We start from the raw sequence: 20,486 nt of genomic DNA, 5'->3' as shown, positions 1-20,486 counted from the left end.
CCTACCGTTCGTCTGAGCAGCACCGTCAAGGCGGCTGAGCGCATCGGTCATTGAATCCGACGCTGTCGCGCCTAAGGTGGAAGCTCGACATTTTCCCCCCTGCACAACGGTTCGAGGACGTCATGACCCAAGCTTTGATATTCGATGCGTTACGCACGCCCCGTGGCAAAGGCAAGGCAGATGGCGCCTTGCACAGTGTGAAGCCGGTGAACCTGGTGGCTGGCCTGCTGCGGGCCCTGCAGCAGCGCTGCGAGCTGGATACCAGCCAGGTGGATGACGTGGTCCTGGGGTGTGTGACGCCCATCGGTGACCAGGGCGCCGATATTGCCAAGACTGCAGTGCAGGCTGCGGATTGGGATGTCAGCGTGGCCGGTGTGCAGATCAACCGTTTCTGTGCCTCGGGCCTGGAAGCGGTCAACCTGGGGGCGATGAAGGTCCGCTCCGGCTTCGAGGAGCTAGTGGTGGTCGGTGGCGTGGAATCCATGTCGCGGGTGCCCATGGGCAGCGACGGAGGCGCCTGGGTGCTGGACCCGGAGACCAACCTGCACAGCCACTTCACGCCCCAGGGTATCGGCGCCGACCTGATCGCCACCCTGGAAGGTTTCTCCCGCCAGGATGTCGACCAGTTCGCCCTGCGATCCCAGCAGAAGGCCGCCCGCGCCCGGGCAGCAGGGGCGTTCGACAAGTCACTGGTGCCGGTACGTGATCAGAACGGCATCGTGCTGCTGGACCATGACGAGTTCATCCGCGCCGACTCGACCCTCGAAGGCCTGGGCAAGCTCAAGCCGAGCTTCGAGATGATGGGGCAGATGGGTTTCGACGCCACTGCCTTGCGGGTCTACAGCCATGTCGAGCAGATCAATCATGTGCACACCCCGGGCAACAGTTCCGGGATCGTCGACGGCGCGGCGCTGATGCTCATCGGTTCCGAGGCCAAGGGCCGCGAGCTGGGCCTCAAGCCCCGGGCGCGGATCGTCGCCACGGCCGTCACCAGTACCGATCCGACCATCATGCTCACCGGGCCGGCGCCGGCCACCCGCAAGGCCCTGGCCAAGGCCGGGCTGCGGGTCGAGGACATCGACCTGTTCGAGGTCAACGAGGCCTTTGCCTCGGTGGTACTCAAGTTCATCAAGGACATGGCCATCGATCCGGCCAAGGTCAATGTCAACGGAGGCTCCATCGCCATGGGCCATCCGTTGGGCGCCACGGGGTGCGCGATCCTCGGCACCCTGCTCGACGAACTGGAGGCCCGCGGCCAGCGCTATGGCCTGGCCACCCTCTGTGTCGGCGGCGGCATGGGCATCGCCACCATCATCGAACGCCTCTGAGCCCCGATTTCAAGGAATCCTTTCATGACCGATGCCATCCGTTACGAAAAAGGCCAGGACCAGATCGTCGTCCTGACCATCGACATGCCGGGCCAGAGCGCCAATACCATGAACGCGGTCTACCGCGACGCCATGGCCGCCATCGTGGCCCGGTTGCAGGCCGAGCAGGAAAGCATCGCCGGGGTGATCGTCACCTCGGCGAAAAAGACCTTCTTCGCCGGCGGCGACCTCAACGAGCTGATCAAGGTCGGCAAACCCCAGGCCCAGGCATTCCATGACATGGTGCTGGCCCTCAAGGCCCAGTTGCGGGCGCTGGAGACCCTCGGCAAGCCGGTGGTGGCCGCGATCAATGGCACAGCCCTGGGGGGCGGCTGGGAAATCTGCCTGGCCTGCCATTACCGGGTGGCCCTGGACGACCAGTCGCTGCAGGTCGGCTTGCCGGAAGTCACACTGGGGCTGTTGCCCGGCGGCGGAGGGATAGTGCGCATGGTGCGCATGCTGGGCCTGGAAAAGGCTCTGCCCTATCTGCTTGAAGGCAAGAAGGTCCGGCCGCAGCAGGCGTTGCAGGCGGGCCTGGTGAACGAACTGGCCAGCGACCGCGACGAATTGCTGGCCAAGGCCCGGGCCTGGATCACCGGCAATCCGGGGGCCAGGCAGCCCTGGGATGTGAAGGGCTACCAGATTCCCGGCGGTACCCCGTCCAACCCCAAGGTTGCGCAGATGCTGGCTATTGCGCCGTCGATCCTGCGGGCCAAGACCCAGGGCTGTTTCCCGGCGCCGGAAAAGATCCTCTGTGCCGCGGTCGAAGGTGCCCAGGTGGACTTCGATACTGCGCAGTTGATCGAGACCCGTTATTTCACCGAGCTGACCACCGGCCAGGTGGCGAAGAACATGATCGGCACCTTCTGGTTCCAGCTCAATGAAATCAACGCAGGCGGCTCGCGGCCCCAGGGCGTGCCACCCCAGGCGACCCGGAAGGTCGGGGTGCTGGGCGCCGGCATGATGGGTGCCGGCATTGCCTATGTCAGTGCGGTGGCGGGCATCGAGGTGGTGCTCAAGGATGTCAGTCGCGAAGCCGCGGAAAAGGGCAAGGCCCACTCTGCCGCGCTGCTGGAAAAGAAGGTGGCCCGCGGGCAATTGAGCGCCGAGCAGCGTGACGTGACCCTGGCGCGGATCCTCACCACCGCCGAGGATGCGGACCTGGCCGGTTGCGACCTGATCATCGAGGCGGTCTTCGAAGATCGCGAACTCAAGGCCAAGGTCTCCAAGGCAGCACAGCAGGTGGTGGGCGCCGATGCGGTGATCGCTTCCAATACCTCGACCTTGCCCATCACCGGGCTGGCCACGGCAGTGCCGGACCCGGACAAGTTCATCGGCCTGCATTTCTTCAGCCCGGTGGAAAAGATGCCGCTGGTGGAAATCATCAAGGGTGCAAAAACCAGCGATGAAACCCTGGCCCGCGGTTTCGACTTCGTCTTGCAGATCAAGAAGACCCCGATCGTCGTCAATGACAGCCGCGGCTTTTTCACCTCCCGAGTGTTCGGCACCTTCACCAATGAAGGGATCGCCATGCTCGGCGAAGGCGTCGCGGCGCCGATGATCGAGACCGAGGCCCGCAAGGCCGGCATGCCGATCGGTCCGCTGGCGATTTCCGACGAAGTGTCCCTGAGCCTGATGAGCCACATTCGCCAGCAGACCACCAAGGATCTGTTGGCCGAGGGCAGGCCGGCCATCGAGCATCCGGCGTTCGCCGTGATCGATCTGCTGCTCAATGAATACAAGCGTGCGGGCAAGGCGGCCGGCGGCGGTTTCTACGACTACCCGGCCGGTGGCCACAAGCAGCTGTGGCCAGAACTGCGTACGCGCTTTCATAAAGCCGATGGGCAGATTTCGCCCCAGGACGTGCGCGACCGTCTGCTGTTCATCCAGGCCATCGAGACCGTGCGTTGTGTGGAGGAGGGGGTGTTGCAGTCCACGGCGGACGCCAACATCGGTTCGGTGTTCGGCATTGGTTTTGCCGCCTGGAGTGGTGGTGCGCTGCAGTTCATCAACCAGTACGGCGTGCAGGATTTCGTAGCCCGTGCCCAGTACCTGGCGCGCCAGTACGGCGAGCGCTTCAATCCGCCAGACCTGCTGCTGGAGAAGGCCCGCCAGGGCCAGCTGTTCTGAGGCTGGCGGGGATGAAATGACAGCTCCCGGGGCTTGCCTTGCCGTGGTCTTTCAAGGCAGGCTCTGGGTGTTCGTTATTGCCATCGCCTTGTCAGGAATATTTTATGTCGCTACGCATCTGCATTCTTGAAACCGATATCCTGCGTCCCGAACTGATCGATCAGTATCAGGGTTACGGGCAGATGTTCCAGCGCCTGTTTTCCCAGCAGCCGATCGCCGCCCAGTTCACTGTCTACAACGTGGTGCAAGGCGAATATCCTCCCGCCGGCCTGGAGTTCGATGCCTACCTGGTGACCGGCAGCAAGGCTGACTCCTTTGGCACTGACCCCTGGATCCAGACCCTCAAGACCTATCTGCTGGAGCGCTACGAACGTGGCGACAAGCTGCTGGGCATCTGCTTTGGCCATCAGCTGCTGGCGCTATTGCTGGGGGGCAAGAGCGAGCGGGCGAACCAAGGCTGGGGCGTGGGCATCCACAACTACAAGCTGGCGGCCAAGGCGCCGTGGATGAGCCCGCTGGTGGAGGAGCTGACCCTGCTGATCAGCCACCAGGACCAGGTCACCGCCCTGCCGGACAATGCCACGGTGATTGCCTCCAGCGACTTTTGTCCGTTCGCGGCCTACCACATCAACGACCAGGTGCTGTGCTTCCAGGGGCATCCGGAGTTCATCCACGACTATTCCCGTGCACTGCTGGACCTGCGCCAGGAGGCCCTCGGCGCGCAGGTCTACCAGAAGGGCGTGGCCAGTCTGGAGCACGACCACCATGGCACTACGGTCGCGGAGTGGATGATGCGTTTTGTCGCCCACAAGCCCGAGGCTGCCTGAGGTGGCGCATGGCCCTGCCCGATGTGCGCAGGGCCGCTGATCAAAGCCAGCCGGACCGCTTGAAGCTGGCCCACAGACCGACGCAACCCACACTGATGAAACCCAGCACGCCAAAGTAGCCGTAGTGCCAGCTCAGTTCTGGCATGTTCTGGAAGTTCATCCCGTAGATCCCCGCCACCGCCGTCGGAAACGCCAGGATCGCTGCCCAGGCGGCGAACTTGCGTTGCACGATGCTTTGCCGTGACGCCTCCAGCAGCACACCGATCTCGATGGTCTGGCTGGCTATATCGCGCAGCGTCGACAGATCTTCCATCTGCCGGGTGACGTGAATCTGCACATCCCGAAAGTACGGCCGCATGTTCTTGTCGATAAAGGGAAAACTGAGCTTCTGCAGCTCCTCGCTGATTTCCACCATGGGCGCCACATGCCGGCGCAGGCGCAGTACGTCGCGGCGCAGGCCGTGCAGGTGCTGGATGTCCCGTTCGTTAAGCGAATTGCAGAGGACGTTGCGCTCCAGCTCGTCGATCTCCGCATGGATGGCTTCACTGACCGGCTGGTAGTTCTCGGTGACGAAGTCCAGCAGGGCATACAGCACGAAGTCTTCGCCGTGCTCCAGCAGCAGTGGGCGCGCCTCGCAGCGCTGGCGCACGTAGCCGTAGGAGGCCGAGTGGCCGTTGCGCGCGGTGATGATGTAGCCGTTGCCGGCAAAGATGTGGGTTTCGATGAACTCCAGCTTGCCCTCGGTGCGCACCGGCGAGTAGGTGACGATGAACAGCGCATCGCCGAAGGTTTCCAGCTTGGGCCGGCTGTGTTTCTCCAGCGCATCCTCGATGGCCAGTTCATGCAGGTTGAATTGACGTTGCAGGTTGGCCAGCTCGTGGGCGTTGGGTTCTTCCAGGCCGATCCAGACGAAATGGTCGGGCTTGGCCGCCCAGGCCGCGCCTTCGTCGAGGCTGATGTCGGTGACTTTCTTTCCGCCGCTGTAGACGGCGGCGGCAACAACTCTACCCATGGTGGCGGTTCACTTCTTCTTATCAAGGGGGTGACAGATCAGCAGCTTAGCCTGCATTGCAGCATCAGAGTCACAGGCGAGAGCCGAGTTCGCGGGCAAATGAAAGCCCGCACGGGGCGGGCTGGGTCTGGAGGCGGGCGGCTCAGGCCGATTGCAGTTGGCGGTCCATGCTGGCAATGCAGTCCTGCATCTGCTGGTGACATTGGGCAATCAGCTGCGGTATGTCATCCAGGGTCAAGCCGGTGGTAGGAATCTGGGGCAGCGAACGGATCAGGATCTCACCGCTGTTCCAGCTATTCAGCCGCATGTGCTTGATGTAGTTGCTGGTACAGACCGGCACGATCGGTACGCCGGCAGCGATGGCCATCTGGAAGGCTCCGCGCTTGAACGGCAGCAGCTCGTTGCCACCATTGCGGGTTCCTTCCGGGAACACCCAGATAGACGTGTCCTCGTGTTGCAGGGTATGGGTCGTGGTGCTGATCGAGCGCCGGGCCTTGTGCGGGTTGCCTCGATCGATCAGTACGTTGCCCGCCAGCCAGAACAGCTGGCCGAACAGCGGGACCCACTTCAAGCTCTTCTTGCCGATGCAAACGGTGCGCCGTGGTACCACGTTGCCGAACACGAAGAGGTCGTAGTTGGATTGGTGGTTGGCGATGATCACGCAGCTGTGCGGCTTGTCCATCAACGGACCGGTTTCGGTCCTGACCTTGAGGCCCAGGATGCGCATGGCCGGCCAGGCATAGAAGCGGGCGCACAGGCGGCTGTTGTCCGGATTGAAAGGGCGACACAGGCCAAGCAGCAAGCCCAGGCAGCCGGCAGCAATGAAGTGAAGTCCCATCAAGGACATGCGAAACAGATACAGCATTTGAACGGTCACCGCGCAGGGGAAAAAAGGTGGCGCAGTGTACGAATGTGCACTCTTTTCGGCAATTGCCGCGCAGGGTGGCAAGAAGACAGATGTTTGAGCGGATCTTTCGGCGTGATGAACCAAGGTGCGGGGCAGGCAATAAAAAGCCCGGCACAGGGCCGTAATGCCGATCAGTTAAGCGAGGTGATCCCCGTAGGAGCAGCCGGTCGACGCTCAATTGCTCGCGATGGCCGTCAGCGGTAGCGCGTGTTTACTGGATAAACGCAGCGCTCCCATGTCCATCGCGGGCAAGCCTCGCTCCTACAATTTACTTAACTGAACAGCATTACGGCGCAGGGCCGGGCCATGGTCCAGCAGGCCTGGCGTATCAGCCCAGGTGTTGCTGGTCTTCGATGATGGCGTTGTCCAGGTTGTCCAGCAGACCCTTGCGCACCTTCAGCTTGGTGTTCTTGTGAGCCACCATGTTGATCTTCTTCAACTGGCGCGCCGCGGCCAGGGCGGCGCCCTGCAGCTCGTCGGGGCTGACCACCTTGTCGAGGAAGCCGGCATCCACGGCGCTGTGCGGGTCGAACATCTCGCCATTGATCACCGAACGATGGAAGGCCGAGCGCCGCAGGCGATCACGGGCCAGCTCGATGCCGGCGTGGTGCATGGTCATGCCGATCTGTACTTCATTGAGGCCGATGCTGAACGGGCCCTCGACACCGATGCGGTAGTCGGCCGACAGCAGCAGGAAGGCGCCCTTGGCCACGGCGTGCCCCGGGCAGGCCACGATCACCGGGAATGGGTGGGACAGCAGGCGCCGAGCCAGGGTCGAGCCCAGGGTCACCAGGGCCACTGCTTCCCTAGGGCCGGCGGTCATCACCTTGAGGTCGTAGCCGCCAGACAGAATCCCCGGCTGGCCGGTGATGATCACCACTGCACGGTCGGCAGTGGCCTGGTCCAGCGCGGCATTAAAGGCAGCAATCACGTCCGGGGAGATGGCATTGACCTTGCCGTTGCTCAAGGTCAGGGTCGCGATACCGTCTTCTAGATGGTAGGAAATCAACTCACTCATGACGCAATTCCTTGTATTAGAAGTGCAGCAGACGTTACCCACCATGACTGGCCCGGTAAAGCGCCGTGACTGACTGATGAGTCAGGCCCAGGCCAGGCGAGCAACCCGCGCCACCCGCCGGGCCGTGCAAGATGAGCGGCAGGGCTGGAGTGAGCCAGGCCGAAGATTGGCCGGTTTGCCTTGTGCCGCAGGCGCGCGCAGCCCCTGAAAACCAGAAAAGTGCTTAAGCGCATGAAAATTCTGAAAAAAACCTTTGCCATCTGAAAAGCTTTCGACTACATTAGCGCGCCTCGACAGACTGAATCGGTTTGAAGAGAAACGGTGAAGTGTCCGAGTGGCTTAAGGAGCACGCCTGGAAAGTGTGTATACAGGAAACTGTATCGAGAGTTCGAATCTCTCCTTCACCGCCACATTCCATACAAGAAACCCCTGAAGGCTCATGGCTTCCAGGGGTTTTTTGTTGCCTGTAGAAATATCCTCCCGCTGGGAGCTTGGTCGTTCTCGGCTGCGCTGGTGCGCTCAGGTGGGTTTGCTGTTGTTCCTGTGCTTGGGCAATTCAACGTTTGCCCTTTCCAGCATCGCCTCCACCTGCGCGAGGAAGTGCTGGGGCAGCGTCGAGTCTTGGCCGTACATATCCGCCAGTCCGACTTCCACGACGTTGCAGACCAGTGTGTGAAAACGCTCGGCCAGCTCGGGGGTCAGCATTGCCCGCAGTGTCGCGGGCATGTCGTCACCCCGGCCGTTCAGGGCCAGTCCGGCGCCGGCCTGCTCCCACAAGGCGAGGTTCGGATAACGCGCCATGGATCGCAGGTGCTCAAGCAGCTCATCGATGCACGGATGGGTGATGCCTTGCGCCTGGCAATAGGCATCCAGACAATCTGCGGCTTTGTGCTGCAATGCCGGTAACGATGGGGCTGGCTGGTTCATGGGAGATGGCCATCTGGCGGGTTGGTGTCGCAGCCAGCAGTTGCTCCGGGCTGCGGCTCAGCGGCTGTCACCAGGTTGCTGTTCACCAGTATCAGGTCCACATGATGCTCAGGGTCGAATCCGGCCCAGGCATCCTGCAGGTGGAGATGCTCCACGCCGTCTTCCTCCATGTGCTGTGCTGCCTGCATCAGGAACGCGCTCAGCGCCCTGAGTGTGCCGGGCGTGGCCAGTAGGGTCATTTCGTCCAGTGGCATTTGCGTGGGAGAGCCGGCTCTGGTGCCGTATGCCTTGAAGGCGTCGATCGTCATCATTCCGTGATATTTCCGGGGCAGGGCGTCTTGAGTGCAGGAGGTCGCTTGAAGGCCGTCATTGAAACAGAGAAATACCGCAGCGGATATCGCCATTGCACCCCCATGACATGCGTCTGGCACGGGCGCTGGCGGCGTACGACAGCTAAGCACCAGGGGAAAACTTGCCCTGGATCAGTTTTTCTTCCACTGGCTGGCCGCTCGTCGGCGTCTGGGGCGCTTTGGCCGGCAGGTCGCTAAATGACTGTCTAGTCTCAAGCGCCGTGACGATCAGTACTTTCCAGGCAATCAGGAGCTTGCCGGTGCTGGTCGGTTGTTGGAGGGAGCTGGGAGATGAGGGGTCTTGCCTATATCGAAGACAACGGGGATGAGTTCCCAATCAACAACCTGGTACGTTGCGGGCAGGCGGCATTCGATGCGCAGGCTCGGTCTTCTGCGAATGCCATCAGGAAAAGATCTGCTGTGACGTCGGTCGCCAGCAATACGATGTTCTTTCCGAAGGTGTTGCCCAGGAACAAGCGATCTTGAGTAACGACTGCCCCGCACCCGCGGGGCTTTTTGTGGGGGGAGGAAATGGCAGGCTACGGATGCGAGAAAAATATTGCTGATTTTTTATTGCGCCGCCAGGCCCGCAGGCAGGGGGCGAGGAGAGGGGTGTTGAGCGAATGGGTCGCCCGGCGGTGAAATTTTTCACGCTTTCTTCACATCTGCCTGAGTAGGCTCAAACCATCCGTTAAACGCAACACCCTAGCCCGTTCCCCAGCGGGCTTTTTTTTGCGCGACGATAAAACTCTTTTAGAATCAGCTGTCCAACCCCCGCGAAGCAAGCGGGCGCAGCTGTGTCGAGTCGTATCGGCGGGCGCGGCACCGGGTTTTACATGTCAGTTCGACAGTCTTTTTTCGAGGTTCAATTCATGCGTTCAACTCTACCTGCCCTGGTTGTGGGACTTCTGCTGGCCCAGGGGGCGATGGCGGGTGACGGTACGGCGGCCATTGGTGGCGGTCTTGGCGGCGCGCTGGGCAACGTGGTGGGACAGAGGCTCGGTGGCAGCACCGGGGCGGCCATCGGTGCCGGTGTCGCGGGGGCGGCCGGCAGTGCGGCCGGAGCGCGCAAGGGCAGTCGTGCCAAGGCAGCCATTGGCGGCGGCCTGGGTTCGGCGGGTGGTTCGGTGATCGGCAACCACTTGGGCGGCAGCACTGGCGCTACTGTTGGTGCCGGTATCGGTGGTGCCGCAGGGGGTGCCCTGGGCAGCAGCATGGGTCACAAGAAGCGTCATTGATCCGCGTACTAGCGATCCGAGAGCCCGGCCCTGTGCCGGGTTTTTTGTGCGCGTTGTTTGAGGCTTCGCCATACTCGACAGGTGGCCCCGACGACCGTGGAGGCGATCATGACCCGCAACAACCAAGGCAGTGTCCCGCCTGGCGCCGAGGATGGCCAGGTGATCAATGACCCGGGTAACGAAGATCCCGGCTTCTTGCTGGACGATGCACGCGTTCCCCTGCAAGAGGAACCTGATGCAGGCGATGCCGCACCCGCCCCGGCCGACTGAAGCCCGCACATCCCGTTGTACCTGCCCCGGTTGCCCCTGGTACAGGCCCGCCGCTATGCTGCTGAACCCTTTCATCGAAAGGGGCGCGAATGAACGGGCCGTACCTGAGCCGCTCCCTGGAATGTACTTTTGCTAACGGATCAGATGCGATGAATGCACAGTTGAATGATTTTGGACCGATCAAGGCGGTCATTTTCGACATGGACGGTCTGCTGCTGGATACCGAGGGCATCTATACCGAGATCACCCAGCTGATCGCCGAGCGTTTTGGCCGCACCTACGACTGGAGCATCAAGCAGAACATCATCGGCCGCGGCGCTGGCGACCTCGCTCGCTATATCGTGCAAGCCCTGGACTTGCCCATCAGCGCCGAGGAGTTCCTGGTGATGCGCGAACCGCTGATGCGCGAACGCTTTCCCCGCGCCGAGGCGATGCCCGGGGCGCAACAGCTGGTGCGCCATCTCAAGGAGCACCGGATTCCGATTGCCGTGGGCACCAGTTCCTCGCAGATGTCCTTTGTGGAAAAAACCACCCGCCATGGGGACTGGTTCGCGTTGTTCGACACTATCGTCACCGCTGATGACCCGGAGGTCACTGCGGCCAAGCCGGCACCGGACATCTTCCTGACGGCGGCCCGGCGACTGGGGGTCGACCCCGCGCAATGCCTGGTGTTCGAGGATTCACCGTTTGGCGTGACGGCGGCCAAGGCGGCCGGCATGACCGCGATCGCGGTACCCGATCCAGCCATGGCCGATGGCAAGTTCGCCCATGCCGATGCGATCTTGCGCTCGTTGAAGGGCTTTCAGCCCGCTGCTTGCGGGTTGCCACACCTGATGTGGGGCTGACGCGGGCGATACGCGTATGCAGCGCCCAAGACAGCAACGCCGGATCAGCCCCGAGGGTGATCCGGCGTTTTTGTGTGCATCGAAACCGCCTTCGAGGCTCGGGCTGGCCACTGCAATGCAGGCCGTCCCGGAGGATCAGGCCTTGCTGATCAGGTTGCCGGCGTGCAGGCCGCATTCCTTCTGGGTTGCCTCCTCCCACCACCAGCGGCCTTCGCGTTCATGCTGGTTGGGCAGTACCGGGCGGGTGCAGGGCTCGCAGCCGATGCTGATGAAACCGCGCTCGTGCAGGCTGTTGTACGGCAGTTCGAGCATGCGGATGTAGCCCCAGATCTCTTCGCTGCTCATCTGTGCCAGCGGGTTGAACTTGTACAGCGTGCGCTCCGGGGTGGAGAAGGCGCTGTCGATCTCCAGCGCCGCCACCTGGCTGCGGGTGCCCGGGCTCTGGTCGCGGCGCTGGCCGGTGGCCCAGGCGCTGACGGTGGACAGCTTGCGTCGCAGCGGCTCGATCTTGCGGATGCCGCAGCATTCGCCATGGCCATCCTTGTAGAAGCTGAACAGGCCCTTTTCCTTGACGAAGGGTTCGAGCTTGCTGTGGTCCGGCGAGATCAGCTCGATGTCGATCTTGTAGTGTTCGCGCACCTGGTCGATGAAGCGGTAGGTCTCCGGATGCAGGCGCCCGGTGTCGAGGCTGAAGACCTTGACGTTCTTGTTCAGTTTCCAGGCCATGTCCACCAGCACCACGTCCTCGGCGCCACTGAAGGAGATCCACAGGTCGTCGCCGAAGTGGGCGAACGCCAGCTTGAGAATGTCCTGGGCGGATTTGTTGGCATAGGTCGCGGCGAGTTCAGCGACGTCGAACGATGGAGTCATCAGGGCGGTTTCCTACAGGTCGGTGGCGCTGTGCGCTCTATAGGGGGGCGATCTTAGCAAAATCCCCAGGGGCCTGGCGCGCTCGTCTGCGTTGCGCCCGTGGGGGCGAGTCGCTAGAGTTCGGCAGTCCTTTTGCTCGCTCAATTTCAATAATCAGAACCAATGGGAGTGTCTTGTGGAAATCGCCTGTCTCGATCTGGAAGGTGTGCTGGTCCCGGAAATCTGGATCGCCTTTGCCGAAAAAACCGGGATTGAATCCCTCAAGGCCACCACCCGGGATATTCCCGACTACGACGTGCTGATGAAGCAGCGCCTGCGCATCCTCGATGAGCACGGCTTGAAGCTTTCGGATATCCAGGAAGTGATCGCCACCCTCAAGCCGCTGGACGGCGCGGTGGAATTCGTCAACTGGCTGCGCGAGCGGTTCCAGGTGGTGATCCTCTCCGACACCTTTTATGAGTTCTCCCAGCCGCTGATGCGCCAGCTGGGTTTCCCGACCCTGTTGTGCCACCGCCTGGTCACCGATGCCAGTGGCCGCGTCACTGGCTACCAACTGCGCCAGAAGGACCCCAAGCGCCAGTCGGTGCTGGCCTTCAAGAGCCTGTACTACCGAGTGATCGCCGCGGGCGACTCCTACAACGACACCACCATGCTGGGCGAGGCGGATGCCGGCATCCTGTTCCATGCACCGGACAATGTGATCCGCGAGTTCCCGCAATTTCCGGCAGTGCACAGCTTTGCCGAGCTCAAGCAGGAGTTCCTCAAGGCTTCCAACCGCAGCCTGAACCTGTAACCGGCCAAGCGCGGCTGCAAGGCCGAGTCGCCGCCGCTATCGCGGGAAGGCCCTGCGGGCCTTGTCGCAGCTTCGCAGGCTCAGCAGCGGCTACAGATGCTTTGTGTAGCCGCTGCCGCAGGTTGCGCACGGGCGCGCAGCGGCCGCAAGATCGAGTAGCCGCCTCTTTCGCTAGAGCTGTTGCAAGGTCTCCAGCAGCACCCGCACCTTGGTGATCGACTCCTGGTATTCGGCTTGCCAATCCGAGTCCGCGACTATCCCGCCGCCGCCCCAGCAACTGATCTGCCCGTCCTTGGCCAGCAGGCTGCGGATGGCGATCGAGCTGTCCATCTCCCCGCGTACGTCCAGGTACAGCAATGAGCCGCAATAGAGTGCCCGGCGCGTGGGTTCGAGCTCGTCGATGATCTGCATCGAGCGGATCTTCGGCGCGCCGGTGATCGAGCCACCGGGGAAGCTGCCGGCGATCAGGTCCAGGGCATCCTTGCCGTCCGCCAGCTCACCGGTGACGCTGCTCACCAGGTGATGGACGTTGGGGTAGCTCTCCAGGCTGAACAGTTCCGGCACCTTCACCGAGCCGGTACGACAGGTGCGGCCGAGGTCGTTGCGCAGCAGGTCGACAATCATCAGGTTTTCCGCTCGGTCCTTGGGGCTGGCCAGCAGTTCGGCGGCATTGGCTGCATCTTCAGCGGGGTTCCGCCCCCGCGGGCGGGTGCCCTTGATCGGCCGGGTTTCCACCTGGCCCTGGCTGATATGGACGAAACGTTCCGGTGACAGGCTGAGCACCGCTGCGCCGTCGGGCAGGCGCTGGAAGCCGGAGAACGGAGTAGGGCAGGCCCTGCGCAGGGCGCGGTAGGCGACCCATGGATCGCCCTGGTACTGGCCGCGAAAGCGCTGGGCGAAGTTCACCTGGTAGCAGTCGCCCGCCTGGATGTAGTGCTGGATGCGCTGGAACGCTTGGCGGTAGTCCTCGGCGCTCAGATCGGCCTGCATGGCCCCAGCCAGCTTGAACGAGCCAGTGGATACTGGCAGTGGCTGGTTGAACAGCTGCACCAGGCGCTGGCGTTCGCTCTCTGGCAGGGAGGGGTGGAACACCAGTTGGCTGGTGCCGGCCTGGTGGTCGTTGATCAGCGCCCAGGCATACAGCCCCAGGCGCGCATCGGGCAGTTGCAGGTCGTCCGCGGCCTGGCTGGGCAAGCGCTCCAGGTGCCGGCCGAAGTCATAGCTCAGGTAGCCGATCAGGCCGCCGGCGAAAGGCAGTTGGTAGGGCGCGGGAATCTGCGCCGGGCCCAGTTGCGCAAGGTTGTCCCGCAGGCGTTGCAGGAATGCGCCGCCGCTTTCGTCGGTCGCCGCTGCCAGTTCTGCCAGGGGCCAGGCGCTGAGCAGGTCGTAACGACCGCGTTCGGCGTTGGGGCGGCCGCTGTCGAGCAGCACGGCGCCGGGGGCGTGTTCGATTGCCGCGAAATAATCGACGGGGTTGGCGCGATAGGGCAGCGGGTGTACGGAGCAGGTCAACATGCGGGGCAGATCAGCCATCGGAGCGCGGCTGGCGATTGTAGTCTCCCCGGGGATTTGCTCCTAGTGGGGATGTCGGGGATGGTGCGGTTTGCGACGTACCGTTCGTGGCAGTCGCTGCCGCAGGTGCAAAATGGTCCGCCGGACCTTCGATGCGCAACCTGCGGCCGCTACGGTCAGCCTTCCACGGCAGGAATATGGCCGAACAACTGCTGGGCAAAACGCACCCGCTCCTCGACGCTTTCCTCGATGCCCTGGGCCTTGAGTTCTTCCAGGTGAGCCTCGATGGCATGGGTGCGCAGGGTCAGGCCGCAATCGTTGGCGATCTGGATGTTCAGCCCCGGCCGCGCGTTGAGCTCGAGGATCAGCGGTCCCTTGTCCTGGTCCAGCACCATGTCCACGCCGATGTAGCCCAGGCCGCAGAGCTCGTAGCAGCCGGCTGCCAGCTTCATGAAGCCGTCCCAGTAGGGCAGCTGCACGCCGTCCACCGCATTGGTGGTGTCGGGGTGCTTGGTAATGATGTTGTTCAGCCAGGTGCCACGCAGGGTCAGGCCGGTGGCCAGGTCGACACCGACGCCGATGGCGCCCTGGTGCAGGTTGGCCTTGCCGCCGGACTGGCGGGTCGGCAGGCGCAGCATGGCCATCACCGGGTAACCCATGAGCACGATGATGCGGATGTCTGGCACACCCTCGTAGCTGATGCTCTTGAAGATCTGGTCCGGGGTCACCCGGTACTCGATCAGCGCGCGGTCGCGGTGGCCGCCCAGGGAGTACAGGCCGGTGAGGATGCTGGAAATCTGATGTTCGATTTCCTCGTGGCTGATGATCTTCCCGGACACGGTGCGGTAGCGACCCTCGAAGCGATCGGCGATCACCAGGATGCCATCGCCACCGGCGCCCTGGGCCGGCTTGATGACGAAATCGTTGCGCCCACCGATGATCTCGTCGAGCTTGTCGATTTCCTTCTCGGTGGAGATCACCCCGTACAGTTCCGGTACATGGATACCGGCCTTGATCGCCCGTTCCTTGGTGATGATCTTGTCATCGACGATGGGGTACAGGCTGCGCTTGTTGTACTTGAGCACGTAGTCGGCGTTACGCCGGTTGATGCCCATGATCCCGCGGGCTTCCAGGGCCTTCCAGGTCTTCCACAGGCCGAACATCAGGAATCCGCCTTGACGAAGGCCTTGAAGCGCACCAGCTCCGTCAAGCGGTAGCCGCGGTAGCGACCCATCGCCAGCATGAAGCCCACCAGGATCAGCAGCATCGCCGGGAAGGTGAAGACGAAGTACACCAGCTCCGGCACGCTCATGATCAGGTGCGCCAGGGAGGCGGCGAACAGGGTGCCGATGGCGACTTTCATCGCATGGCCGCCGCCGCGTTCTTCCCAGGTGATGGACAGGCGTTCGATGGTCATGGTCAGGATCACCATCGGGAACAGGGCCACCGACAATCCGCGTTCCAGGCCCAGCTTGTGGCTGAACAGGCTGATGGCGGCGATCAGTACCACGACGAAGGTCAGCACCACCGACAGGCGCGGCAGCATCTGCAGCTTGAGGTGTTCCAGATAGGAGCGCAGCGACAGGCCCAGGGCAGTGATCACCGTGAACAGCGCGATGCCGAAGCCCAGCTGGGTCTCGCGAAATGCCAGGGCGATCAGCACCGGGGTGAAGGTGCCCAGGGTCTGCAGGCCGATCAGGTTGCGCAGCACCAGGATCACCAGCACGCCGATGGGGATCATCACCATGATCATGAAGGTCTGCTGGGTCTGCAGCGGCAGGCCGTACAGCGAGTATTCGAGGAAGTTGGCGTCGGTATTCTCGTCGGTCAGCTTGGCCAGGCGGATGGCGTTCATCTCGCTGTTGTTCATGCTGAAGGTGACGTTGGCCTTCTTGCCGCCATCGACGGTGATCAGGTTGTCGTCGCCGGTCCACCACAGCAGGCGGTCGCTGGGCAGGCCCTGCTCACCGGTCTCGGGATTGAAGTACAGCCAGTCGGTGCCGTTGAAGCTGCGCAGCCACAGTTCCGGGGTCTGCGGCTGGTCGGCCACCAGGCGAATGGTGTGGACCTTCTCGGCCGGTACGTGGGCAATGGACAGCAGCAGCTCGACGATCTTGGCCTTGTTGGCGCTGGAAGCGTCGCCAGCCAGCAACAGCTTGGCATTGTCGTCGTTGGTGTTGTTGACCCGCTTGATGGCTTCGCTGATGAACGTCTCGACGTCCGCCGAATGCTGGCGGATTGGTGCCAGCAGGGCATCGGCGGCAATCTTTTCCGGTCCTTCCACGGCCATGCTGTCGCGGAAGGTCGGGCCCTTGACCTTGGCTTTCTCGGCGCTGTAGCGCTGGGTCAGTACCAGGCGGTAGTACAGGGTCTGGTTGCCCTTGGCCCGGCGTGCCGACCAGGTGACCTTGCGGTTGCCGTCCACCCGGTTGACCGCCACGCCATAGTTGTTGGAAATGAAGCTCTCGTTGAGGCTCACGTAGTCGCGGCTCAGGGGCGGCACGAACATCTGGATCTTGATCGGGTCCTTGCCGTTGGCGACGAACTCGACCTTGGCATCGATGTTCCACAGGTCATCGGTAGCGTCCTCGGTCACTGGAATGCCGAGCACGAAGATCTGGTAGGCCGTGATCGAAATGCCCAGCACCACCAGGATGGCGATCAGGACTTTCAGATGAAGGGTAAGAGAGCGCATTGGAATTACTCTGCGGTATGAGCGTCGGTGGCGCAGGCGGGTTTGCCAGCAGCGTATTTAAGACTGGGATCGACCAGCGCATCGAAACGCTTGAGGGCTTCGGAGCCGATCAGGAGCGGGTATTGGAATGCGCTGCGGTCGGTCAAGTTCACTTCGATGCTGCGCAAGGCGCTGCCCATGCAGATATCCAGGGCAATTACCGGGCGAGCCGTGTAGTTCTTGTCCTCATCGGGGTCATAGTCGCCGGCACGGCGCTTGATCTTGCTGACCCGGGCCAGGGGGCGCTCGATGGGATGGGAGTGGGCGGTGTCGATGGCCAGGTAGAAGCGCACCCAGGATTCGCCGTTGCGCTTGAAACGCTTGATGTCCCGGGCACTCAGCGAAGCGGTCTTGGCGCCGGTGTCGAGCTTGGCGGCAACTTCCAGGTCGATGCCCGAGAGTTGTGCATATTCATTCAAGCCATAGACAGTCTTGCCGGCGGCGATGCCGGTACCGGGCAGGACAAGCAGGCAGAGCAGTGGGAGAAGGGCCTTGAGAGTCATAGATCCTGATGGGCATGGGTTCTTCAGTTCAAGGCGACCGGCATTGCTGCGCAAGCTCCCTCGTGTGCATGCCATGGGCAGATGGCAGGTCAATGCGGGCGGCATTCTAGCATGCTGGTTTCATGGCGCCAGCGCCGGGGGTGGGCCTTTTGTCTCGCTTGAGTGCCGTGGGTTATTAGACGATTGTCGACAATCTCAATTTTTCCTTTGACTGTGTTGGGGCTATTGGCTAATTTTTGCCTCATTGATTTCAAAGGTGTCGACAATATGCTGGATCAACTGGACCGCCCGACGCCGACGCAAGACGACTCCGAGACCCTGTCCGAAAACGTCTTCCGGCGTATCCAGGCCGCCATCGTCAAGGGCGAGATCGCCCCCGGCAGCAAGATCTCCGAGCCCGAGCTGGCCCGCACCTATGGCATCAGTCGTGGCCCGCTGCGCGAGGCCATCCATCGCCTGGAAGGCCAGCGCCTGCTGGTACGCGTGCCCCATGTCGGCGCCCGGGTGGTGTCCTTGAGCCACGCGGAGCTGATCGAACTCTATGAGATCCGCGAGTCGCTGGAGGGCATGGCCTGCCGCCTGGCGGCCGAGCGCATGAGCGTGGCCGAGATCGACGACCTGCGCCGGGTGCTCGAGACCCACGAACGCGACGCGGCGTTCCAGGCCGGTGTCGGCTACTACCAGCAGGAAGGGGATTTCGACTTCCACTACCGGATCATCCAGGGCGCGGGCAATCGCACCCTCACGCAAATGCTCTGCGGCGAGCTGTATCAACTGGTGCGCATGTACCGCATCCAGTTTTCCGCCACGCCCAATCGGCCGCACCAGGCCTTTGCCGAGCACCACCGGATTCTCGATGCCATTGCCGATCGCGACGGCGAACTGGCCGAGCTACTGATGCGTCGCCATATCGGCGCCTCGAAACGCAATATCGCGCGTCACTACCAGGACAGCGCCCAACCGACAGCCACTCCACGAGGTGAGTCATGAGTTCCAACAAGAGCACTCCAGGCCAGCGTTTCCGCGATGCGGTCGCCAGCGAACAGCCACTGCAAGTCGTCGGCGCGATCAACGCCAACCATGCCCTGCTGGCCAAGCGCGCCGGTTTCAAGGCCATTTATCTGTCCGGTGGCGGGGTCGCTGCCGGCTCCCTCGGCCTGCCTGACCTGGGCATCACCGGCCTGGACGACGTCCTCACTGACGTGCGCCGCATCACCGACGTCTGCGACCTGCCCCTGCTGGTGGACGTGGATACCGGCTTCGGCTCCTCGGCGTTCAACGTGGCGCGCACCGTCAAGTCGATGATCAAGTTCGGCGCCGCGGCAATCCACATCGAAGACCAGGTCGGCGCCAAGCGCTGCGGTCACCGTCCGAACAAGGAAATCGTGTCCCAGCAGGAAATGGTCGATCGCATCAAGGCCGCGGTGGATGCCCGCACCGACGACAGCTTCGTGATCATGGCGCGCACCGACGCCCTGGCCGTGGAAGGCCTGGAGTCGGCCCTGGAACGTGCTGCGGCCTGCATCGAGGCCGGTGCCGACATGGTCTTCCCCGAAGCCATCACCGAGCTTGAGATGTACAAGATCTTCGCCGATCGGGTGAAGGCACCGATCCTGGCCAACATCACCGAATTCGGCGCAACCCCGCTGTACACCACCGAACAATTGAAATCCGTGGATGTTTCCCTGGTGCTGTACCCGCTGTCGGCGTTCCGTGCCATGAACAAGGCCGCGGAAAACGTCTACACCGCCATCCGCCGCGACGGCACCCAGCAGAACGTGATCGATACCATGCAGACCCGCATGGAGCTCTACGATCGCATCGACTACCACAGCTTCGAGCAGAAGCTCGACGCGCTGTTCGCGCAGAAGAAAGGCTGAATCAATCCCTGTGGGAGCGAGCTTGCTCACGATGGCCGTCAACGCTAACGCGCAGTCCCTGGCACGCTGGGGTGCGCGGGCCCGGATCGCGAGCAAACTCGTTCCTGCACTGTCGGGGGAGCCCCGACCCGTGAAGTTGCCAAGTCCCTAACAAATTCAAGATTGGAGAGAGCAATGGCCGAAGCAAAAGTATTGAGTGGCGCAGGTCTGCGTGGCCAGGTGGCCGGGCAAACCGCGTTGTCCACCGTGGGCCAGGCTGGTGCCGGTCTGACCTACCGCGGTTATGACGTGCGAGAGCTGGCCGCCGATGCCCAGTTCGAGGAAGTCGCCTACCTGCTGCTGTACGGCGAGCTGCCGACTCAGGAACAGTTGGCGGCCTACATCGCCAAGCTGGGCAAGCTGCGCGACCTGCCCCAGGCCCTGAAGGAAGTGCTGGAGCGTATTCCTGCCCAGGCCCACCCCATGGATGTGATGCGCACCGGTTGCTCGTTCCTGGGCAATATCGAGCCGGAGAAGGATTTCTCCCAGCAGCAGGACACCACCGACCGCCTGCTGGCGGCGTTCCCGGCGATCATGTGCTACTGGTACCGCTTCAGCCATGACGGTGTGCGCATCAAATGCGTCAGCGACGAGCCGTCCATTGGTGGTCACTTCCTGCACCTGCTGCATGGCAAGAAACCCAGCGACTTGCACGTCAAGGTGATGAACGTCTCGCTGATCCTCTACGCCGAGCATGAATTCAACGCCTCGACCTTCACCGCTCGTGTATGCGCCTCGACCCTGTCGGACCTGTACTCGTGCATCACCGCGGCCATCGGCTCGCTGCGCGGCCCGCTGCACGGCGGGGCCAACGAGGCGGCGATGGAGCTGATCGAGCGCTTCCAGGGGCCGGAAGAAGCCACGGCCGAGTTGCTCAGGATGCTCGAGCGCAAGGACAAGATCATGGGGTTTGGCCATGCGATCTACAAAGAGTCCGACCCGCGCAACGAGGTGATCAAGGGCTGGTCCAGGCAACTGGCCGACCAGGTGGGCGACAAGGTGCTGTTCCCGGTCTCCGAAGCCATCGACAAGACCATGTGGGAACAGAAGAAGCTGTTCCCCAACGCCGACTTCTACCACGCCTCGGCGTATCACTTCATGGGCATCCCGACCAAGCTGTTCACCCCGATCTTCGTCTGCTCGCGCCTGACTGGCTGGGCCGCCCACGTGTTCGAACAGCGCGCCAACAACCGCATCATCCGTCCAAGCGCCGAGTACACCGGCGTTGAACAGCGCAAGTTCGTGCCAATCGAGCGTCGCTGAA

The 20,486-nt window shown here is 62.6% G+C and carries 20 protein-coding genes and 1 tRNA gene; 11 read left to right on the top strand and 10 right to left on the bottom strand.

Annotated features, from left to right (window positions below; genetic code table 11):
* Positions 1-122: 122 nt before the first annotated feature.
* The 3 genes from LGQ10_RS09820 (at position 123) to LGQ10_RS09810 (ending at position 4,324) form a co-directional block, all read left to right on the top strand.
* Entirely contained in the window at positions 123-1,328 is a 1,206-nt protein-coding gene (locus LGQ10_RS09820) for an acetyl-CoA C-acetyltransferase (RefSeq protein WP_226525438.1), read from the top strand.
* 24 nt (positions 1,329-1,352) lie between these two features.
* Positions 1,353-3,497, top strand: coding sequence for a 3-hydroxyacyl-CoA dehydrogenase NAD-binding domain-containing protein (locus tag LGQ10_RS09815; protein WP_226525437.1), 2,145 nt, complete (start codon positions 1,353-1,355; stop codon positions 3,495-3,497).
* A 104-nt stretch (positions 3,498-3,601) separates the two neighbouring features.
* Positions 3,602-4,324, top strand: a complete 723-nt coding sequence (locus tag LGQ10_RS09810) for an amidotransferase (RefSeq protein ID WP_058437133.1) — start codon at positions 3,602-3,604, stop codon at positions 4,322-4,324.
* A gap of 40 nt (positions 4,325-4,364) precedes the next feature.
* On the opposite strand, the gene LGQ10_RS09805 is transcribed toward LGQ10_RS09810, so the two are convergent.
* The 3 genes from LGQ10_RS09805 to LGQ10_RS09795 form a co-directional block, all read right to left on the bottom strand.
* Positions 4,365-5,336 carry a magnesium and cobalt transport protein CorA gene (locus LGQ10_RS09805; protein WP_058437132.1) on the bottom strand — a complete coding sequence of 324 codons (972 nt, stop codon included), beginning with the start codon at positions 5,334-5,336 and terminating at the stop codon, positions 4,365-4,367.
* Between the two features lie 142 nt (positions 5,337-5,478).
* Positions 5,479-6,201 (bottom strand): lysophospholipid acyltransferase family protein, encoded by a 723-nt coding sequence (locus LGQ10_RS09800; RefSeq protein WP_226525436.1) that lies wholly within the window; start codon positions 6,199-6,201, stop codon positions 5,479-5,481.
* Positions 6,202-6,571: 370 nt separating this feature from the next.
* Complete coding sequence (locus LGQ10_RS09795; RefSeq protein WP_226525435.1) at positions 6,572-7,261, bottom strand: crotonase/enoyl-CoA hydratase family protein; 690 nt, start codon at positions 7,259-7,261, stop codon at positions 6,572-6,574.
* A gap of 320 nt (positions 7,262-7,581) precedes the next feature.
* Here LGQ10_RS09795 and LGQ10_RS09790 point away from each other — a divergent pair.
* Positions 7,582-7,671: transfer RNA gene (locus LGQ10_RS09790), tRNA-Ser, on the top strand.
* A gap of 109 nt (positions 7,672-7,780) precedes the next feature.
* Here the strand turns inward: LGQ10_RS09790 and LGQ10_RS09785 are convergent.
* Together LGQ10_RS09785 and LGQ10_RS09780 are read right to left on the bottom strand one after the other, a co-directional pair.
* Positions 7,781-8,188: a hypothetical protein gene (locus LGQ10_RS09785; RefSeq protein WP_226525434.1), complete on the bottom strand. Its 408-nt coding sequence runs from the start codon at positions 8,186-8,188 to the stop codon at positions 7,781-7,783.
* Positions 8,185-8,499 (bottom strand): hypothetical protein, encoded by a 315-nt coding sequence (locus LGQ10_RS09780; RefSeq protein WP_226525433.1) that lies wholly within the window; start codon positions 8,497-8,499, stop codon positions 8,185-8,187. The genes LGQ10_RS09785 and LGQ10_RS09780 overlap by 4 nt, the downstream gene beginning before the upstream one ends.
* 911 nt (positions 8,500-9,410) lie before the next feature.
* Here LGQ10_RS09780 and LGQ10_RS09775 point away from each other — a divergent pair.
* The 3 genes from LGQ10_RS09775 (at position 9,411) to LGQ10_RS09765 (ending at position 10,891) form a co-directional block, all read left to right on the top strand.
* Positions 9,411-9,776: a glycine zipper domain-containing protein gene (locus LGQ10_RS09775; RefSeq protein WP_226525432.1), complete on the top strand. Its 366-nt coding sequence runs from the start codon at positions 9,411-9,413 to the stop codon at positions 9,774-9,776.
* Positions 9,777-9,884: 108 nt separating this feature from the next.
* Positions 9,885-10,046 carry a hypothetical protein gene (locus LGQ10_RS09770; RefSeq protein ID WP_226525431.1) on the top strand — a complete coding sequence of 54 codons (162 nt, stop codon included), beginning with the start codon at positions 9,885-9,887 and terminating at the stop codon, positions 10,044-10,046.
* A 149-nt stretch (positions 10,047-10,195) separates the two neighbouring features.
* On the top strand, positions 10,196-10,891 hold the full coding sequence (locus tag LGQ10_RS09765; protein ID WP_058435859.1) for an HAD-IA family hydrolase: 696 nt from the start codon (positions 10,196-10,198) through the stop codon (positions 10,889-10,891).
* A 135-nt stretch (positions 10,892-11,026) separates the two neighbouring features.
* Here the strand turns inward: LGQ10_RS09765 and LGQ10_RS09760 are convergent, their stop codons facing one another.
* Positions 11,027-11,761 (bottom strand): phosphoadenylyl-sulfate reductase, encoded by a 735-nt coding sequence (locus tag LGQ10_RS09760; RefSeq protein WP_058435858.1) that lies wholly within the window; start codon positions 11,759-11,761, stop codon positions 11,027-11,029.
* A gap of 175 nt (positions 11,762-11,936) precedes the next feature.
* On the opposite strand from LGQ10_RS09760, the gene thrH reads away from it, so the two are divergent.
* Positions 11,937-12,554 (top strand): bifunctional phosphoserine phosphatase/homoserine phosphotransferase ThrH, encoded by a 618-nt coding sequence (thrH, locus tag LGQ10_RS09755; RefSeq protein WP_226525430.1) that lies wholly within the window; start codon positions 11,937-11,939, stop codon positions 12,552-12,554.
* Between the two features lie 171 nt (positions 12,555-12,725).
* Here thrH and pabB read toward each other — a convergent pair whose 3' ends face one another.
* The 4 genes from pabB to LGQ10_RS09735 form a co-directional block, all read right to left on the bottom strand.
* Entirely contained in the window at positions 12,726-14,069 is a 1,344-nt protein-coding gene (gene pabB, locus LGQ10_RS09750) for an aminodeoxychorismate synthase component I (RefSeq protein WP_226525429.1), read from the bottom strand.
* A 173-nt stretch (positions 14,070-14,242) separates the two neighbouring features.
* The gene (locus LGQ10_RS09745; protein ID WP_226525428.1) at positions 14,243-15,229 is read right to left on the bottom strand and encodes an alpha-L-glutamate ligase-like protein; all 987 of its coding nucleotides are present in this window, start codon (positions 15,227-15,229) and stop codon (positions 14,243-14,245) included.
* A complete protein-coding gene (locus LGQ10_RS09740; RefSeq protein ID WP_226525427.1) occupies positions 15,229-16,761 on the bottom strand; it encodes an inactive transglutaminase family protein in 1,533 nt (510 codons plus the stop codon). The genes LGQ10_RS09745 and LGQ10_RS09740 overlap by 1 nt, the downstream gene beginning before the upstream one ends.
* Before the next feature lie 5 nt (positions 16,762-16,766).
* A complete protein-coding gene (locus tag LGQ10_RS09735) occupies positions 16,767-17,303 on the bottom strand; it encodes an ATP-dependent zinc protease (RefSeq protein ID WP_058436120.1) in 537 nt (178 codons plus the stop codon).
* Between the two features lie 267 nt (positions 17,304-17,570).
* On the opposite strand from LGQ10_RS09735, the gene LGQ10_RS09730 reads away from it, so the two are divergent.
* The 3 genes from LGQ10_RS09730 (at position 17,571) to prpC (ending at position 20,485) form a co-directional block, all read left to right on the top strand.
* On the top strand, positions 17,571-18,293 hold the full coding sequence (locus LGQ10_RS09730; RefSeq protein ID WP_226525426.1) for a GntR family transcriptional regulator: 723 nt from the start codon (positions 17,571-17,573) through the stop codon (positions 18,291-18,293).
* A complete protein-coding gene (gene prpB, locus LGQ10_RS09725) occupies positions 18,290-19,183 on the top strand; it encodes a methylisocitrate lyase (protein ID WP_058436118.1) in 894 nt (297 codons plus the stop codon). The genes LGQ10_RS09730 and prpB overlap by 4 nt, the downstream gene beginning before the upstream one ends.
* 174 nt (positions 19,184-19,357) lie before the next feature.
* Positions 19,358-20,485 carry a 2-methylcitrate synthase gene (gene prpC, locus LGQ10_RS09720; RefSeq protein WP_058436117.1) on the top strand — a complete coding sequence of 376 codons (1,128 nt, stop codon included), beginning with the start codon at positions 19,358-19,360 and terminating at the stop codon, positions 20,483-20,485.
* Position 20,486: the final 1 nt, after the last annotated feature.

This window comes from Pseudomonas sp. L5B5 (assembly GCF_020520285.1).
GTDB lineage: Bacteria > Pseudomonadota > Gammaproteobacteria > Pseudomonadales > Pseudomonadaceae > Aquipseudomonas.
The sequence above is the reverse complement of the archived record's forward strand: the minus strand, read 5'-3'. Positions and strand labels throughout refer to the sequence as shown.

What these genes read in the sequence shown, in the direction of transcription:
- LGQ10_RS09820 (WP_226525438.1), top strand. Translation starts at nt 123, where the DNA reads ATGACCCAAGCTTTGATATTCGATGCGTTACGCACGCCCCGTGGCAAA.
- LGQ10_RS09815 (WP_226525437.1), top strand. Translation starts at nt 1,353, where the DNA reads ATGACCGATGCCATCCGTTACGAAAAAGGCCAGGACCAGATCGTCGTC.
- LGQ10_RS09810 (WP_058437133.1), top strand. Translation starts at nt 3,602, where the DNA reads ATGTCGCTACGCATCTGCATTCTTGAAACCGATATCCTGCGTCCCGAA.
- LGQ10_RS09805 (WP_058437132.1), bottom strand. Translation starts at nt 5,336, where the DNA reads ATGGGTAGAGTTGTTGCCGCCGCCGTCTACAGCGGCGGAAAGAAAGTC.
- LGQ10_RS09800 (WP_226525436.1), bottom strand. Translation starts at nt 6,201, where the DNA reads ATGCTGTATCTGTTTCGCATGTCCTTGATGGGACTTCACTTCATTGCT.
- LGQ10_RS09795 (WP_226525435.1), bottom strand. Translation starts at nt 7,261, where the DNA reads ATGAGTGAGTTGATTTCCTACCATCTAGAAGACGGTATCGCGACCCTG.
- LGQ10_RS09785 (WP_226525434.1), bottom strand. Translation starts at nt 8,188, where the DNA reads ATGAACCAGCCAGCCCCATCGTTACCGGCATTGCAGCACAAAGCCGCA.
- LGQ10_RS09780 (WP_226525433.1), bottom strand. Translation starts at nt 8,499, where the DNA reads ATGATGACGATCGACGCCTTCAAGGCATACGGCACCAGAGCCGGCTCT.
- LGQ10_RS09775 (WP_226525432.1), top strand. Translation starts at nt 9,411, where the DNA reads ATGCGTTCAACTCTACCTGCCCTGGTTGTGGGACTTCTGCTGGCCCAG.
- LGQ10_RS09770 (WP_226525431.1), top strand. Translation starts at nt 9,885, where the DNA reads ATGACCCGCAACAACCAAGGCAGTGTCCCGCCTGGCGCCGAGGATGGC.
- LGQ10_RS09765 (WP_058435859.1), top strand. Translation starts at nt 10,196, where the DNA reads ATGAATGCACAGTTGAATGATTTTGGACCGATCAAGGCGGTCATTTTC.
- LGQ10_RS09760 (WP_058435858.1), bottom strand. Translation starts at nt 11,761, where the DNA reads ATGACTCCATCGTTCGACGTCGCTGAACTCGCCGCGACCTATGCCAAC.
- pabB (WP_226525429.1), bottom strand. Translation starts at nt 14,069, where the DNA reads ATGTTGACCTGCTCCGTACACCCGCTGCCCTATCGCGCCAACCCCGTC.
- LGQ10_RS09745 (WP_226525428.1), bottom strand. Translation starts at nt 15,229, where the DNA reads ATGTTCGGCCTGTGGAAGACCTGGAAGGCCCTGGAAGCCCGCGGGATC.
- LGQ10_RS09740 (WP_226525427.1), bottom strand. Translation starts at nt 16,761, where the DNA reads ATGCGCTCTCTTACCCTTCATCTGAAAGTCCTGATCGCCATCCTGGTG.
- LGQ10_RS09735 (WP_058436120.1), bottom strand. Translation starts at nt 17,303, where the DNA reads ATGACTCTCAAGGCCCTTCTCCCACTGCTCTGCCTGCTTGTCCTGCCC.
- LGQ10_RS09730 (WP_226525426.1), top strand. Translation starts at nt 17,571, where the DNA reads ATGCTGGATCAACTGGACCGCCCGACGCCGACGCAAGACGACTCCGAG.
- prpB (WP_058436118.1), top strand. Translation starts at nt 18,290, where the DNA reads ATGAGTTCCAACAAGAGCACTCCAGGCCAGCGTTTCCGCGATGCGGTC.
- prpC (WP_058436117.1), top strand. Translation starts at nt 19,358, where the DNA reads ATGGCCGAAGCAAAAGTATTGAGTGGCGCAGGTCTGCGTGGCCAGGTG.